The organism is Chitinophaga sp. (genome assembly GCF_019236475.1).
In the GTDB taxonomy this organism is placed as follows: domain Bacteria; phylum Bacteroidota; class Bacteroidia; order Chitinophagales; family Chitinophagaceae; genus Chitinophaga.
Genome location: NZ_JAFAIX010000012.1, coordinates 1,346,780 through 1,363,181, shown reverse-complemented (window position 1 = coordinate 1,363,181; position 16,402 = coordinate 1,346,780). Strand labels below are relative to the sequence as shown.

Here is a 16,402-nt window from a genome sequence, read left to right as displayed (position 1 = left end):
CATTATGAACAAGATTTCACTCATTATACAAAGAGAATTTATCTCTCGCGTCCGTAAACGCTCTTTCCTGATTGTAACGCTGCTGGTACCACTAGCATTTGCGGCTATTATCATTATTCCGGCCCTCCTAGCTGGCAATTCCGGTAGCACACAAAAAGTGGCGGTAGTGGATAAAAGCGGCTATTTCAAAGGTCATTTCCGCGATGTGAAAGATGTGTATTTTAAATTCCTCGATACGCCGATAGATAGTATCAAGAAAAACTATGCTAAAGAAGGCTATTCTGGGGTTTTGTTAATACCTGCAATAGACCTGAACCGCCCTTCTGGATTTGAGTACTATAGCGAAGCACAAGCCAGTATTATGCTGGAAAATGCACTCACCAGTAACCTCAACGATGCCATTGAAAAACAACGCATGGAGGTAAATGGTATCGATAAAAGTAAACTGGATGCGATACATGCCGATGTTACCGTAGATTTCCGTAACAGTAAAGATGAAAAGAAAGGCAGTTCTGCTGCATCCTTCGTCCTGGGCTATGCCAGCGGTTTTATCATCTATTTAATGCTGCTCCTGTTTGGTACATCTGTGATGCGAGGAGTGATGGAAGAGAAAGTGAGTCGTATTGCAGAAGTAATGATTTCCAGTGTAAAACCTTTTCAACTTATGATGGGTAAGATTATCGGTATTGCTGCCGTAGGTCTTCTCCAATTCATTATCTGGGGTATTCTCCTGACAGTCTTATCTATGGTGATGCCGCTATTCCTTTCACCAGACGCAATGCATGCTGCCAGCCAAAGTAGCAGCAATCCGCAAATGGCAGAAGCCATGCAAAAGGTGTCGTTTGTAATGGCTAGAATTAACTGGCCGCTGTTCATCGGTTGTTTTGTGTTCTATTTCCTGGGAGGATATCTTTTCTACTCTTCTCTCTTTGCAGCAGTTGGAAGTCTCGCTAATGAAGATGCTTCTGATGTACAACAGATGACATTACCGGTTACAGCTCCTATTATCATCAGCTTCCTGATTGTGATAAAAGCAGTAGCAGATCCTACAAGTCCGCTGGCGGTTTGGGCAAGTATTATTCCATTCAGTTCTCCTTTGGTAATGATGGCGCGACTCCCAGCGGGCGTACCGGGCACCGTTGCGATCTGGCAACTGTTGTTATCGATGGTGTTGTTGATTGCAGGATTTATATTTACTACCTGGCTTTCCGGCAGAATTTACCGTACTGGAATTTTGATGTATGGTAAGAAGATAACACTCAAAGAGGCTTTCAAGTGGGTTTTCAGTAAGTCGTAAATTGTTTTCTTACGGCTTCGAATTCCTCCCAGATGTCGGCTACTATTTCGGCTGCAGGTTTGATCTCATGGATAAGCGCGCTCACCTGGCCGATTTCCAGTTCACCTTCTGAGAGGTTCCCTTCAAACATACCAGTTTTGGCGCGGGCACGGCCTAGTATTGCTTTTAATGCGGCCACGTCTGCGCCACTATCTTCTGCGGCTTTCACGACATCATAGAAGTGATTTTTGATGAGTCGTACTGGTGTGAGCTTCTTCATGCTCAACATGGTATCCCCTTCCTGAGCATCCAGGATGGCCTTTTTGAAATTGATATGGGAAGAGGCTTCCGGTGTAGCTACAAAACGACTACCTACTTGTACGCCTTCCGCGCCTAATGCAAAAGCCGCCAGCATAGCACGTCCTGAGCTAATACCTCCCGCGGCAATTACAGGAATTTTTACTTTTGCAGCTACTGCAGGTATCAATACCATGGAAGTAGTTTCCTCCCGGCCGTTATGGCCTCCCGCTTCAAACCCCTCTGCTACTACGGCATCTACTCCAGCAGCTTCACTCTTTTCAGCAAACAATGAACTAGATACAACATGTACCACTTTCACGCCTGCCGCTTTCAGCACAGGTGTCCAGGTTTTAGGATTACCTGCTGACGTGAATACAATCGGTACCTTCTCTTCCAGGATGATCGCCATCAATTTGTCGATATCCGGATAAAGCAAAGGCACGTTCACACCGAAAGGTTTATCTGTAGCCTCTTTACACTTTTGAATATGCTCTTTCAATACATGTGGGTACATGCTGCCGGAGCCAATCAATCCTAATCCACCGGCATTACTAACAGCACTGGCAAGTCGCCAGCCACTGGCCCAGATCATACCGGCCTGAATAATGGGATAACGAATATTAAAAAGCGTATTAATCCTGTTCATAAGCTAACAGATAAATCGTGAGGTTTAGCCGAGATCAATCTCTGTATTGTCGCCAATATTTAGGCTCTGGCTAAGTCCGCGTATGTTGGCATCGCTGCCTATCAAGGAAGACTTCAGTACTACTTCATAAAGATTACTGAATGATCCGATGATAGAATCTTTTACGATGGAATAATTAACAACGGTATTATCTCCGATGGCCACATTAGGGCCAATGATAGAGTTTTTGATATTACAACCTTCTCCAATACTTACTGGCGGGATAATGATGGTATTCTCATACGGTAATACAGGATTGTTGGCGAGTTTATATTTTTTAAGTAGAATAGCATTTGTTTCCAACAACGTATCCTTCCGACCACAATCAAACCAGTTGTTTACCTTAAAACCGTTGAACCGAACACCATTTTCGATCATGCATTCCAAAGCATCTGTCAGTTGGAATTCATCATGCGATTTCACTTTGTTGGCGATATTGGTTTGCAGACATTCAAACAATTGATCTGTTTCTTTGATCTTGTAAATACCCACCAATGCCAGGTTGGATTTAGGTATCTGCGGTTTCTCCACCACCCTGGTAATGACGCCATGTTCATCCAATTCCGCCACACCGAAATTACGGGGATCATCCACTTTTTTCAGCCCCAGCATAGAGTAGGGCGAGTTGATGACCTCTTGTAAATCACATTCCACAATAGTATCTCCCAGCACAATGAGGATTTCATCACTGCCTACTATTTCATGGGTCAGTAAGATAGCATGACCCGTACCCTCTCTACTATTCTGTTGCACGAAATGACAGGTGAGGTCTGGATATTTTTGTTCTACGTAATGCTGGATTTTTTCTCCCAGGTACCCCACAACGAACACGAATTCGCGGATGCCTGCTTCTACAAGCTGGTCTACAATGATACTCAGTATAGTGCGACCTGCCAGCGGAATTAAAGCTTTGGGCTGGGTATATGTATGTGGACGGAGTTTGGTGCCTGCTCCGGCCACAGGTATTATTGCCTTCATGATGGGGCGAAAATAGTATAATTTTAGCGATCGATCGACGGGTATAAAAATATAGTATAAATTGTATGTGACACTGATAGAAATTTATCCCCCCATCTGCATTGCAATTCATTCAGGTTTATTCTACCTTTGCGTCAAATTTTAAGGCATCATGCAAAGAGACCAGCAAATATTTGATATCATCCGCCAGGAGCTGGAGCGTCAGCGCCACGGCATTGAATTGATTGCATCCGAGAACTTTACCAGCTTACAAGTTATGCAGGCGATGGGTAATGTGATGACAAACAAATATGCCGAAGGATATCCAGGCAGAAGATACTATGGAGGTTGTGAAGTTGTTGACTTGAGCGAACAACTGGCAATTGACAGGGCAAAACAGATTTTTGGTGCAGAATATGCCAACGTACAGCCTCACTCTGGCGCACAAGCCAATGCTGCTGTTATGCTGGCTATCCTCCAGCCAGGTGATAAAATCCTGGGACTGGACCTGAGCATGGGCGGACACCTGACACACGGTTCTTCTGTGAACTATTCCGGTAAACTCTATCAGCCTCATTTCTACGGTGTAAACAAAGAAACCGGCCTGATTGAATATGATAAAATGGAAGAAATCGCTAACCGCGAAAAACCGAAACTGATCGTTTGTGGTGCTTCCGCTTACAGCCGCGACTGGGATTACAAACGTATCCGTGAAATCGCTGATCAAGTAGGTGCTTTCGTAATGGCCGATATCGCTCACCCTGCAGGGCTGATCGCTAAAGGATTACTGAACTCACCTTTTGCACACTGCCACTTCGTAACTACTACTACTCATAAAACACTGCGCGGACCTCGCGGTGGTATGATCCTGATGGGTAAAGATTTCGAAAATCCATTCGGTCTGAAAACCCCTAAAGGTGAAATCCGCATGATGAGCTCCCTCATCGATACTGCCGTATTCCCTGGTATTCAAGGCGGCCCTCTCGAACACGTAATTGCTGCTAAAGCCATTTCTTTCTTCGAGATCCTCTCCGACGAATACACTGAGTATGCGCACCAAATCCAGAAAAATGCGCAGGCTATGGCGAAAAGCTTTGTGGATAAAGGCTACCAGATCGTTTCTGGCGGTACCGATAACCACCTTATGCTGATCGACTTGCGCAATAAAAACATCTCTGGTAAAAAAGCAGAACAAACCCTCGTTAAAGCAGATATCACTACCAACAAAAACATGGTGCCTTTCGATGATAAATCTGCTTTCGTTACCTCTGGTATTCGTATGGGCGTTCCCGCTATCACCAGCCGTGGCCTGAAAGAAAACCATATGCCGCTGATCGTAGATTGGGTAGACCAACTGCTGATGGATGCTGATAACGAAGCGCTTATCACTAAAATCCGTGGTGAAGTGAACACCTTCATGCAACAATTCTCTCTCTATCCTGAACTGGGATAAGAACCAATAAAGCTAATTTTTCCACAAAACGCCCGCCAGTCTTGCACTGACGGGCGTTTTGCATTTCCCCAACTTGTCATCTCCCTAAAAATATTTTGCCATATGGAAAGAAATTGTACTTTTACAGTGTACTAGTTAAGTAGTACACTAAACCACACTGATATGATTAACATCCAGTCATTGAAATTCAGCTACAAACCCAGCAGGCCATTATTCGATGACCTGAACCTCCAACTGGGCCCCGGCCACATATATGGCCTTCTGGGCAAGAACGGTGCAGGGAAATCCACATTACTCAAACAAATAGCAGGGCTGCTATTCCCAACCAGCGGGAAAGTAGAAGTACTTGGCCAAGAAACCCGGTTCAGAACCCCTTCGTTCTTACAAGAAATATTCCTAGTACCGGAAGAATTTTATCTCCCTAAAATCAGCATCCAACAGTTTATTAACACCAGAGCTGCTTTCTATCCGAAATTCAATGAACAGGAATTCGATACTTATCTGAAAGAGTTTGACATCCCAGTTAATCAGAAACTGACGGAAATGTCTTACGGCCAGAAGAAAAAGTTCTTGATATGCTTTGCCCTGGCTTGTAATACCCACCTACTCATCATGGACGAACCCACCAACGGCCTTGATATCCCTTCCAAAAGCATTTTCCGCAAACTGATTGCTGGGTGTCTGACAGAAGATAAATGCATTGTCATCTCCACACACCAGGTCAGAGACCTCGACAACCTGATCGATAGTATCGTGATCATCGACAATCACCGCATCATTTTCAGAGAAGCGGTGGAAACGGTAACGGATAAACTGAGTTTTAAAGTGCTTCCGCAACTGGACAAATCCATTCCGGTAATATATGCCGACAGCAATCTGCGCGGACATTCCGTGGTCATGCCTAACCTACAGCATGAACATAGCAGAATTGATATGGAACTATTGTTCAATGCCGTTCTCTCCAACCGCCAATCTATTCAGGAAATTTTCAATTGATCCCTTATGCAACCAAATAATGTTTTCTCTTTACGCCGAATGGGCCTTTATCTTCGAAAAGAGATCATAGACCAATACAAGGTATTCCTACTAGGTACAGCCGCTATTCTCGCTGCCTGTTGCCTGTTTGGCCTGATTGCCGTAATTACAATGAACCCGTACAAAACGTCTTTCGAACTGGCAGACATACTGCCATTGTACCTTACACTTTTACTCGCCTTTACCGCCCTGATGGCATCCAGAAGTTTCAATCAACTTTCCAAACCCGAAAGGAGTATCGATTTCTTCTTGTTACCAGCATCTCACCTGGAAAAATTTCTGACCCAGTTGATTATTTCGCTCACCGCCGCAATAGTAGTTTTTAATCTCTGCGTTTACATTGGCGTTCAGTTCTTCTCTTACCTGGCCACACACTATAAACATGCGGAGATAACAACGGATATGGATCGCTTTTTCCCTAGGCCTTTCACCATTGGCAGCTATTTATTGATGGTATTGGGTATGAACTCCCTCTACCTGTTTGGCGCTACTTTCTTTCATAAATTCGCCCTGCCGAAGATCTTCTTCGTCCTTATACTGATTCAAACAGGTATTTGGGTAATTAATCTCGGCTTCACCAATATTCTCTTTGTCGGTCATTTGCAGTCCTGGAATGCAAGTGTTCCTTTCGTGGTGGCAGGGCTTATCGAACCAGGTGCAAGTACCGCCAACACTCATCTATCAACAGGTTATTTTGTTCCTGAATGGCTAGGCACCTCCTTCATTTTCATAGGGAAATACCTGCTGATACCAGCTTTCTGGACAATGGCTTACTTCCGCATTGCTGACAAGGAAATACAATAAAAAGTAATACGATGGAATTCAAAGACACACAGGCGATCTATATTCAGATAGCCGACTATATAAACGAACAGATTCTCCTGGGCAAATGGCTCCCTGAGGAAAGAATTCCTTCAGTCCGAGAACTGGCTGTCTCCCTGGAAGTCAATCCCAACACGGTGATGCGCACCTGCGAACTATTACAACAACAGGACATCATCTTCAATAAAAGAGGTATCGGGTACTTTATTCAACCAGATGCGGTGAAAAAAATCATGCAGGCGAAGAAAGATGCTTTTATCACCAATGAACTGCCTCAATTCTTCCATAACCTTTACCTGCTCGATTTAAGTCTCGACGACCTTAAACCTTATTACGACCAATTCAGAAAAAGCAAACTCAACGGTCATGAAAACTAGTACCAAACTCATTATAGGCTTCTTCAGCATCCTCATAGGACTGATGCTCCTCGCAGATATCACCATCTGGGCCAGCTATAGAAAAGGAGAGAAAAACGATGCATGGATGCACAAGGAACCCCAAAATAAAATTTATGAAAAAAATCCTTACGTCTCCGTGCAACCATTTCGCGTGATAGTCGTCTTTAATAAAAACGTGCAGCAGGTAGTGGATACCATGCAAGGAAATGTGGATCTGGACGCGGTTATGGAAAAACATGGCAACAATATGGTGGTATTGAAGCAGGATTCAGTCAACCAGATCTTGGACGCCAGAGAGATAGACTATCAGCAGAAAAACGATACGCTGTTCATTAGCCTGAAGAATAAGGACGGTATGGTTTGGGTGAAGACGACAAACTTACCAGTCATTATCAACAAATATAGTAACGTAAGAGTAGAGGGGTACACCAGTGGCGACTTACAAATTCAGTGCACCGCAGGCGCTAACACAGAACTGAGTGACCTGAAATTAAACAGTTTCCGCTTTGCAGGTAGCCAGTACAATTCACTCTCTTTTGATGATAGTGATACTATTCCAGCAGCCAGCATTTCTATGGGCCGAAATAGTTCTCTTCAGTTGAGAGATGTGTATTTCACTAAGAAAAATATTCTGCTGGACAGCGCAAGTGCCATATCAGTTTCCGGTACCAGCGCACGCATGATCAGCGAGATAAAATAGTGTTAAGATTAAATTATACTTATCAGTTTTACAAGCAAAAAGAAAGTCCTGATTTCCATCAGGACTTCTCATAAACAACATTTTCCTATAAAGAGTGATGCCGATTTCTATCGGCATTTCTTATTTTTTGAACTGTGTGGCCAGATAAGCCATAGCACCCATTCCCACCTCGATGGCACGTGCATCGATATCGAAAGTAGGCGTGTGTACGCCGGAATTTATGCCTCTTGCCGCATTACCTGTTCCCAGACGGAAAAAGCAAGCCGGGATAATCTGAGAATAGAACGCAAAGTCTTCCGCACCCATTCTGATTTCTGTATCCATCACGGCATCCAGTCCCATGAAGTCTTCCGCCAGGCCGCGGGCCTGTGCTGTAACGGCTTCGTTATTATACAGTGTAGGATAACCTACGAGGATATCGATATCAATTTCAGCCCCCATCGCCTGTGCCACGCCAATAGCCTGTTTACGGATCAGGTCATGGGCTTTAAAGCGCCAAGTTTCATCCATCGCCCTGAAAGTACCCATCAGTTTCACTTCGCTGGGGATAACATTGGTAGTAAATCCGCCGTTGAATGCGCAAATACTGAGTACAGAAGGACTGAAAGGATTATTATTTCTTGAAATGATCTGCTGCAAGCTTACTACGATGTGAGATGCAATGAGAATAGTATCAGCAGTAGATTGTGGCAGAGCGGCATGACCACCTTTACCTTTCACTGTGATATAGATTTCATCTGCACTTGCCATGTATTGTCCGGCTCTGAAACCAAGTGTACCTGCTTCCATTGTTGGTTGCACGTGCATACCGAGGATAGCGTCTGGCTTGGGGTTATTCAACGCGCCTTCTTCAATCATGATGCTGGCGCCTCCAGGATGTTTTTCTTCCCCTGGTTGGAAAAGGATTTTAATTGTTCCTTCAAACTGGTCCTTCAGCTCATTCAGAATTTTAGTAGCGCCGAGCACACAGGTAGTATGTACATCATGGCCGCAGGCGTGCATTACGCCATCATGCTTTGATTTATAAGGAACCTGGTTAGCTTCGGTAATAGGCAGTGCATCGATATCTGCACGGAGGGCAATCACCCTTGATTCCGGGTTTTTACCCTTGATCAAGGCTACAATGCCGGTGCCCGCGATACCTGCTGTAAAAGGGACCCCAAATTCGGTCAGTTTATGCTGGATAAATTTGGACGTTTCATATTCCTGAAAGGAGAGTTCGGGGTGTGCATGCAGGTGTTCCCTGATGCCGATGAACTCAGGAGCATAGGCTTTTGCCAGCTCCTTAATTAGATTCTTCATTAGATAGTTCTTTATCCGGTGACACGTTAATCGTAGATGGGACAACAAATACTCCTCCAGAGAAGAGGCTGGACAGTTTATCCCTTAGCTCGGTGGCTTCTTCACGTGTTTTGTAATCGCCTACCCTAACTTTGAAATAGGGAGCCTGAAATTCCATGTAGGTACGAATATCAGGGTATAGCTGCATCACCCGTTGTTTTGCTTCGTTCGCGTCAGCGCGTTTGTTGGTGGAGATGACTTGTACTCTGAAACCTGGTTGATTACGAATAGCCAGGGTGTTGATATAAATCTGCTTTTTAATCAGCGCATCAACACGGCTATCTTTAATCACTCTCACGGTTCCATTGCTGGTAGCGGTATTGTCCTGGGCCATAACACAGGTTGTACCGAGTAGGCAGCAGAGCAGGATGAAAATTTTATGCATAGCTTTTTAATTGGTCAAAATTGCAATCAGGCTTTGGATTCATTCACGATGGCCACACTTGCGCTGGCTCCGATACGGGTAGCGCCGGCCTCCACGAGCTCCTTAGCAAAAGCAAAGGTACGAATACCACCGGAAGCCTTGATCTGGATTTCTGCCGGCAGGTTGGCGCGCATCAGTTGTACTGCATGAACGCTAGCGCCCTTTTCGGCATAACCGGTGGATGTTTTAACAAAATCCACGCCGTACTTTGCATACAACTGGCAGCACTTGATAATTTCTTCGTCTGTCAGTACACCACTTTCGATGATTACCTTAATCACTTTCTTCTTTTCCCGGATGATATACATGAGATTGGCGATCTCTTTTTCCAGGTATTCCCAATCGTTATTTTTTATTGCGGAGATGTTAATTACTACGTCCAGCTCATCTGCCTCATCCACAATAGCCAGTACCGTTTCAGCTACTTTGGCCTCAATAGCAGAATATCCAAACGGAAAACCGATTACAGTAGCTACTTTACTGTTGGTAGATGCTAGGAACTGCTTTGCTATCTTCACATAGAGCGGGGGTACACAAACGGCGGCAAAATCGTATTCTACACATTCCATGCACAATTTCTTAATGTCTTCCAGTGTAGTAGTAGGTTTCAGTACGGTATGATCAATATAGCGGTTTATTTCCATCTGTAAATGTTATTGGGCGAAATTAAATAAAAAAACGGATTGCATTATCTGCAATCCGTTTTCTGTATTCCTTTTCAGGGCGTTTCCTCTTAGAGGTCACGACCATGACATTGTTTGAATTTTTTACCGCTTCCGCAAGGGCAAGGATCATTACGACCTACCTTTGGACCTACGCGAACCGGCTCATGTTTTTCTTCTTCTACATCTTGGGCATAAGCTGGAGCAGCACCTTCATATGCACCCGCTTGATCACTCAGATCTTCATGGGTGGCTCTCATCCGGCTCATGTCCGTTTTCTCCTCCGGGCGGCGACTCTCCTCAAACTGTTGTTGTTCTGGATAATCTTGTTGTACCGGAATCATGGATTTGCAGAGGAAAGAAACGATATCGCGACTAGTTTCGCCATCCATTTCTTTGAACAGGTTGAATGCTTCGAATTTATAGATCAGCAATGGATCTTTTTGTTCGTAAACAGCACTTTGTACAGACTGTTTCAGATCATCCATAGCGCGCAGGTGCTCTTTCCATGCATCATCGATGAGGTGCAGGGTGATATTGCGTTCCAGGGTGCTGAGTACTTCATGACCGTGGCTTTCAACGATCTGTTGCAGATCAGCGAAGATCATCAGTTGTCTTCTGCCATCGGTGAATGGTACGCGGATGGTACCAAACTGCTGATTGTGCTCTTGCAGGATGGTTTTAGCAGCATCCAGCATGTGTGCATCGATCGCTTCTGTTTTACGCAGATAGTTGCCTTTCGCTTCATGATAAAGTTTGCTAGCGAGTGCCTGGAGATCAGTACGAGCCAGTTCTTCTGAAGTGATTTCTGTTTCGATCGCGAAGTTCATGATAGCATCCATTTTGAAAGCTTCATAGTCGCCGCTTTCTCTGTGGGTAGTCACCATGTTTTCAGCTACATCGTAGAATGCGTTATCGATATCGATAGACAGCCTTTCGCCGAACAGTGCGTGGTTACGTTTAGAATAGATAACTGTACGTTGTTTGTTCATAACGTCATCATATTCCAGGAGACGTTTACGAATACCGAAGTTATTTTCTTCTACTTTTTTCTGTGCTCTTTCGATGGATCTGGTGATCATGCTGTGTTGGATCACTTCTCCTTCTTTATAACCCATACGGTCCATCAGACCAGCGATACGGTCGGAACCGAACATACGCATCAGGTCATCTTCCAAGGAAACAAAGAATTGGGAAGAACCCGGATCTCCCTGACGACCGGCACGACCACGAAGCTGTCTGTCTACACGACGGCTTTCATGTCTTTCTGTACCGATAATAGCCAGACCACCTGCTTCTTTCACACCTGGTCCGAGTTTGATATCCGTACCACGACCCGCCATGTTGGTAGCGATGGTTACCGCTCCTGGCAGACCGGCAGCAGCAACTACCTGTGCTTCACGGGCGTGCTGTTTCGCGTTCAGTACGTTATGAGGAATTTTTTCGAAGGTCAGCATTTTGCTCAGCAATTCGGATACCTCTACGGAAGTAGTACCTACCAGTACAGGACGGCCTTTTGCTTGGAGCTGCTTCACTTCTTCGATGACAGCTTTGTATTTATCTCTCTTTGTTTTGTATACCAAATCCTCTGCATCATTACGGGAGATAGGCAGATTGGTTGGGATGGTAATCACATCGAGTTTGTAGATTTCCCAGAACTCACCTGCTTCAGTAGAAGCCGTACCGGTCATACCAGCCAGCTTGTGGTGCATACGGAAATAGTTCTGGAGGGTAATTGTAGCGAATGTTTGTGTAGCGGCTTCCACTTTCACATTTTCTTTCGCTTCAATCGCCTGGTGCAGACCGTCGGAGTAACGACGTCCATCCAGGATACGACCTGTCTGTTCGTCTACGATTTTAACTTTATCTTCCATTACCACATATTCCACATCTTTTTCGAAGAGGGTATATGCTTTCAGGAGTTGTTGGATAGAGTGGATACGATCGGATTTCGCTGCGAAGTCTTGCAACAGCACATCTTTGCGCTGGAGTTTTTCTTCGGAAGGGATATCCATTTTTTCGATTTCGGCCAGTTCAGAACCTACGTCTGGCATGATGAAGAAGTCTGCATCTTCACCCGCTTTAGTAATCTGGGCGATACCTTTATCTGTGAGGTCTACGCTGTTATTTTTCTCTTCGATAGTGAAGTAGAGACCCGCGTCCACCTTTGGCATTTCGCGCTGTTGATCTGCGAGGTAGTAGTTTTCTGCTTTTTGGAGCAATACTTTCATACCTGGTTCGCTGAGGAACTTGATGAGGGCACTGTTTTTAGGCAAACCTCTCCAGGCGCGCATCAGGGCCAGACCACCAGTTTTGGGATCGTCTTTACCTTCAGCGATGAGTTTTTTCGCTTCCTGCAGATATTTATTAACTTCTCTTTTCTGTAAGTCTACCAGGTCGTTGATACGTGGTTTCAGGATATGGAATTCCTGTTCTTCACCACGGTGAACTGGACCAGAGATAATGAGTGGGGTACGGGCATCATCGATCAATACGCTATCCACCTCATCGACCATTGCGTAGTGGTGTTTGCGTTGTACCATTTCTTCAGGGCTATGCACCATGTTATCACGGAGATAGTCGAAGCCAAATTCGTTATTGGTACCATAGGTGATATCTGCCATGTAAGCCTGACGGCGCTCTGCGCTGTTTGGCTGAGTGGTATCGATACAGTCTACAGTAATGTCGAGGAATTCGAATACAGGGCCGTTCCATTCGGAGTCACGTTGAGCGAGGTAGGTATTTACCGTTACTATGTGTACGCCTTCGCCGGTGAGGGCGTTCAGGTAAGCAGGGAGGGTAGACACCAATGTTTTACCTTCACCCGTTGCCATTTCAGCAATTTTACCTTGGTGCAGTACGATACCACCGATCAACTGTACATCGTAGTGAACCATGTTCCAGGTCACTTGGTTGCCAGCGGCTGTCCAGGTGTTTTTCCAGATAGCTTTATCGCCTTCAATGGTAACGTAATCTTTTGTAACAGCCAGTTGACGGTCCAGCGGGGTAGCTGTTACAGTCATTTCTGGGTTGTTGGTAAACCGGCGAGCGGTTTCTTTCATCACTGCGAAAGCCTCTGGCAACAGCTCTTGTAGAATTACTTCTAGCTGTTTGTCACGGTCTTTCTTCAGTGCATCTATTTCTTGGTAGATAGCATCTTTAATTGTAACATCCTCTGATTGTTCCGCGGTTTCTTTCTTTTCCGCTATCTCAGCATCAATAGTAGCAACATGCTCCCTGATACGGGTGCGGAACTCCTGGGTTTTATGACGCAGGTCGTCAATAGGTAGGGATTGCAGCTTTTCAAACTCCTCATTGATCTGCTTCACTATTGGAGCGATAGACTTGATATCTCTGTCAGACTTATTCCCTCCAAACAGTTTTGTTAAAAAACCTAACATATAGAATGTTTAATTACGGATTACAATTTCAATTCCTCGCTGTATATGCCAGTACCGTTGGCACTATGATGACGCTGGCCTGGTGATGTTAAACAGACGGGGATTCTGGTTACGCAAATATTATGCTTGGAAAGCCTGCATGTCAATGTGTCATTTGTGGTGCTGCTTTACAAGGCCTGTAAAATTAGTAATAAATTTGGGGAATTACCGACTCATTTCGGTTGTAATTCCTGAATTAGAAATTTTAACAATACCAACACCTTACAAGGGGCTTTGCACAGGACTTTTTAACAGTTCCACTGAATTATCTGCTACACCGACACTGCCAAAATGCCTAAAAACTGCAACATTTCTTCAAGCTAAATGGGTTTATCCACTCCATTCATCCATAAAAAGATGAAAAAGTGTGAATAGTTTTTATAAATTTAGTCGTTTTATTACTTGTTTTTAAAAATCACACAAAACTCCACGTTTATGGCAAAGGCGATCCAGCCATCAAAGTTATTTGTAGCCAGTTGTATGGCATTACTGGTTACCTCCCTATCCTTTGGAATCCGCGCCGGAATCCTCGGTGATCTGGGCAAACAGTTCGACCTAAGTGCATCACAATTGGGCATCATAGCCAGTACTGCTTTCTGGGGCTTCCCGTTGGCAGTGGTTATTGGAGGTTTTGTGGTCGATATCATCGGTATGAAACGCCTGCTCCTGGCCGCATTTGTACTGCACCTGGCAGGTATCCTGCTGACAATATTCGCCACTGGTTTCACCACACTGTTTATCTCCACGCTGTTCATCGGCATGGCCAACGGTACCGTGGAAGCCGCCTGTAATCCACTTGTAGCCACCATCTTCCCCAACAACAAAACCACCAAACTGAACCACTTTCACCTATGGTTCCCTGGAGGCATTGTGATTGGCGCACTGACCGTGTTCTTCCTCTCTGGCCTGAAACTTAACTACCAGGTGCAGATGGCGACCATGATCATTCCTACCCTGCTGTATGGCTACCTTTTCATGCAACTGGATTTCCCAGTAACAGAACGCGTAGCTTCTGGTATCACCAATGCACAGATGTATAAATCTCTCTTCACACCGCTGTTCATCGTGATATTCTTCCTGATGTTCGGCACTGCGATCACTGAACTGTTTACTGGTCAGTGGATTGAAGTACTCTTGAAAAACGTCACCGAAAACGCTATCCTGATCTTGGCCATGACCGCCGGTGTGCAAACTTTGGGCAGAGCCTTTGCTGGGCCTATCGTTCATAGGATGTCTGCTACCGGTGTACTGCTGATTTCAGCAGTATTGTCTGCCCTCGGACTTTACATGTTAGCGCACGTGTCCGGCAATATGGTATTTTTCGCTGCATTCATATTTGGTATGGGCGTAACTTATTTCTGGCCTTGCATGATAGGTTTTGTATCTGAAAATATTCCGGAATCTGGTGCACTGGGTATGAACCTGGTGGGTGGCGCTGGTATGTTTGCCGTTTCTATCTATACTATTTTCATGGGTGGTTTCTATGACAGCATTCTTGCCAAAGAGCTGCCAGCAGGCGCTTCCCTGGATGCTTACCGCACCGCTGCCGCAGGCTCGCCAGAAGCAGCAGCATTCGGCCATGCGCAATCCGTTGCCGGTCCGCAGATCCTGAATGTGACATTGATTATTCCTATTATCCTGATAGTGGCCTTCACCGCGCTGTTCTTCTATATGCGCAATCGTAAAAAACCTGAAATCGCAGTAGCATAATTTCTAAATTTTAAAGCTGATTTGATTATATGACACGCAAGCTCAGAATGGGAATGATTGGAGGCGGTAAAGATGCCTTCATCGGTGCTATACACCGCATTGCCGCCAACATGGACGGCCTTATTGAACTCGTAGCAGGCGCTCTCAGTGTACATCCTGAGATTGCAGTAGACTCCGGGAAGATGTTGTTTCTCGATCCGGAACGTACCTACACGGATTTCAAAACAATGCTGGAAAAAGAAGCTGCCATGCCGGCAGATAAGCGACTGGACTTCGTGACCATCGTTACTCCTAACTTCGCCCACTTTGAACCTGCCATGATGGCGCTGGACAAAGGCTTTAACGTGGTAATTGAAAAACCAATCACCATTTCCTTGGACGAAGCCAAACAACTGAAAGCAAAAGTAGAAGCCACCGGCCTTTCTTTACTTCTCACACATACTTACACCGGTTATCCAATGGTCAAACAGGCCCGCCAAATGGTGAAAAACGGAGATTTCGGTCAAATCAGAAAAGTATGGGTAGAATATCCACAGGGCTGGTTGTCTAAACTAAGCGAAAGAGAAGGAAATGCGCAAGCTGCATGGAGAACCGATCCTAAAAAATCCGGGAAAGCCGGCGCTATGGGCGATATCGGCACACATGCCTTCAACCTCGCAGAATATATTAGCGGCGCAAAACTGGAAAAATTATGTGCCGATCTCAATATCGTTGTGCCAGGCCGCGCCCTGGACGATGATGGCGCTGTACTCCTCCGCTTCGACAATGGCGCTTCCGGCGTACTGATGGCCACTCAAGTAGCCGCAGGCGAGGAAAATGCCCTGAAAATCCGTGTATATGGCGAGAAAGGCGGCCTGGAATGGGCACAGCACGAGCCTAATACCCTGCTGGTAAAATGGCTGGATAAACCAACGGAAATCTATAGAGCCGGTAATGGCTACAAGGCCCAGTCGTCTTACATGACACATAATACCCGTACACCAGGCGGACATCCGGAGGGATATCTGGAAGCATTCGGAAATTTGTATCGTAACTTTGCGCAAACTTTATCCGCTAAAATCGATGGAACCCAGCCAGCACCGGAATCACTGGACTTCCCAGGCGTGGAAGAAGGGATTCGTGGTATGGCATTTATCGATAATGTGGTGAAATCTTCGCAGAGTGACACCAAATGGACTAATTTCGAAATCTAGTAATTG

The 16,402-nt window shown here is 45.2% G+C and carries 14 protein-coding genes; 8 read left to right on the top strand and 6 right to left on the bottom strand.

Going from position 1 to position 16,402, the window contains the following annotated elements:
- Nucleotides 1-4: 4 nt before the first annotated feature.
- Entirely contained in the window at nt 5-1,297 is a 1,293-nt protein-coding gene (locus JO154_RS21815) for an ABC transporter permease (RefSeq protein ID WP_291949565.1), read from the top strand.
- Here JO154_RS21815 and JO154_RS21810 read toward each other — a convergent pair.
- A complete protein-coding gene (locus JO154_RS21810; RefSeq protein WP_291949562.1) occupies nt 1,284-2,222 on the bottom strand; it encodes a nitronate monooxygenase in 939 nt (312 codons plus the stop codon). The two genes, JO154_RS21815 and JO154_RS21810, sit on opposite strands and share 14 nt — an antisense overlap.
- Nucleotides 2,223-2,246: 24 nt before the next feature.
- Nucleotides 2,247-3,239 carry a sugar phosphate nucleotidyltransferase gene (locus JO154_RS21805; RefSeq protein WP_291949559.1) on the bottom strand — a complete coding sequence of 331 codons (993 nt, stop codon included), beginning with the start codon at nt 3,237-3,239 and terminating at the stop codon, nt 2,247-2,249.
- Between the two features lie 151 nt (nt 3,240-3,390).
- On the opposite strand from JO154_RS21805, the gene glyA reads away from it, so the two are divergent.
- The 5 genes from glyA to JO154_RS21780 all read left to right on the top strand — a co-directional run bounded on the left by glyA (nt 3,391) and on the right by JO154_RS21780 (nt 7,626).
- Nucleotides 3,391-4,671, top strand: a complete 1,281-nt coding sequence (gene glyA / locus JO154_RS21800; protein ID WP_291949556.1) for a serine hydroxymethyltransferase — start codon at nt 3,391-3,393, stop codon at nt 4,669-4,671.
- Nucleotides 4,672-4,833: 162 nt separating this feature from the next.
- Nucleotides 4,834-5,667, top strand: a complete 834-nt coding sequence (locus JO154_RS21795) for an ATP-binding cassette domain-containing protein (protein ID WP_291949553.1) — start codon at nt 4,834-4,836, stop codon at nt 5,665-5,667.
- A gap of 6 nt (nt 5,668-5,673) precedes the next feature.
- Nucleotides 5,674-6,510, top strand: a complete 837-nt coding sequence (locus tag JO154_RS21790; protein WP_291949550.1) for a hypothetical protein — start codon at nt 5,674-5,676, stop codon at nt 6,508-6,510.
- A gap of 11 nt (nt 6,511-6,521) precedes the next feature.
- Nucleotides 6,522-6,905 carry a GntR family transcriptional regulator gene (locus JO154_RS21785; protein WP_291949547.1) on the top strand — a complete coding sequence of 128 codons (384 nt, stop codon included), beginning with the start codon at nt 6,522-6,524 and terminating at the stop codon, nt 6,903-6,905.
- Nucleotides 6,895-7,626, top strand: coding sequence for a hypothetical protein (locus tag JO154_RS21780; protein ID WP_291949514.1), 732 nt, complete (start codon nt 6,895-6,897; stop codon nt 7,624-7,626). The genes JO154_RS21785 and JO154_RS21780 overlap by 11 nt, the downstream gene beginning before the upstream one ends.
- Nucleotides 7,627-7,746: 120 nt before the next feature.
- Here JO154_RS21780 and JO154_RS21775 read toward each other — a convergent pair whose 3' ends face one another.
- From JO154_RS21775 to secA, 4 genes are all read right to left on the bottom strand, one after another.
- A complete protein-coding gene (locus JO154_RS21775; RefSeq protein WP_291949510.1) occupies nt 7,747-8,928 on the bottom strand; it encodes a M20 family metallopeptidase in 1,182 nt (393 codons plus the stop codon).
- Nucleotides 8,912-9,352, bottom strand: a complete 441-nt coding sequence (locus tag JO154_RS21770) for an SPOR domain-containing protein (RefSeq protein WP_291949506.1) — start codon at nt 9,350-9,352, stop codon at nt 8,912-8,914. The genes JO154_RS21775 and JO154_RS21770 overlap by 17 nt, the downstream gene beginning before the upstream one ends.
- A gap of 26 nt (nt 9,353-9,378) precedes the next feature.
- Entirely contained in the window at nt 9,379-10,035 is a 657-nt protein-coding gene (gene deoC / locus JO154_RS21765) for a deoxyribose-phosphate aldolase (RefSeq protein ID WP_291949502.1), read from the bottom strand.
- An 89-nt stretch (nt 10,036-10,124) separates the two neighbouring features.
- Nucleotides 10,125-13,454 carry a preprotein translocase subunit SecA gene (secA, locus tag JO154_RS21760; RefSeq protein ID WP_291949499.1) on the bottom strand — a complete coding sequence of 1,110 codons (3,330 nt, stop codon included), beginning with the start codon at nt 13,452-13,454 and terminating at the stop codon, nt 10,125-10,127.
- Nucleotides 13,455-13,928: 474 nt separating this feature from the next.
- On the opposite strand from secA, the gene JO154_RS21755 reads away from it, so the two are divergent.
- On the top strand, nt 13,929-15,203 hold the full coding sequence (locus JO154_RS21755) for a sugar MFS transporter (protein WP_291949496.1): 1,275 nt from the start codon (nt 13,929-13,931) through the stop codon (nt 15,201-15,203).
- 29 nt (nt 15,204-15,232) lie between these two features.
- Nucleotides 15,233-16,396, top strand: a complete 1,164-nt coding sequence (locus JO154_RS21750; RefSeq protein ID WP_291949493.1) for a Gfo/Idh/MocA family oxidoreductase — start codon at nt 15,233-15,235, stop codon at nt 16,394-16,396.
- Nucleotides 16,397-16,402: the final 6 nt, after the last annotated feature.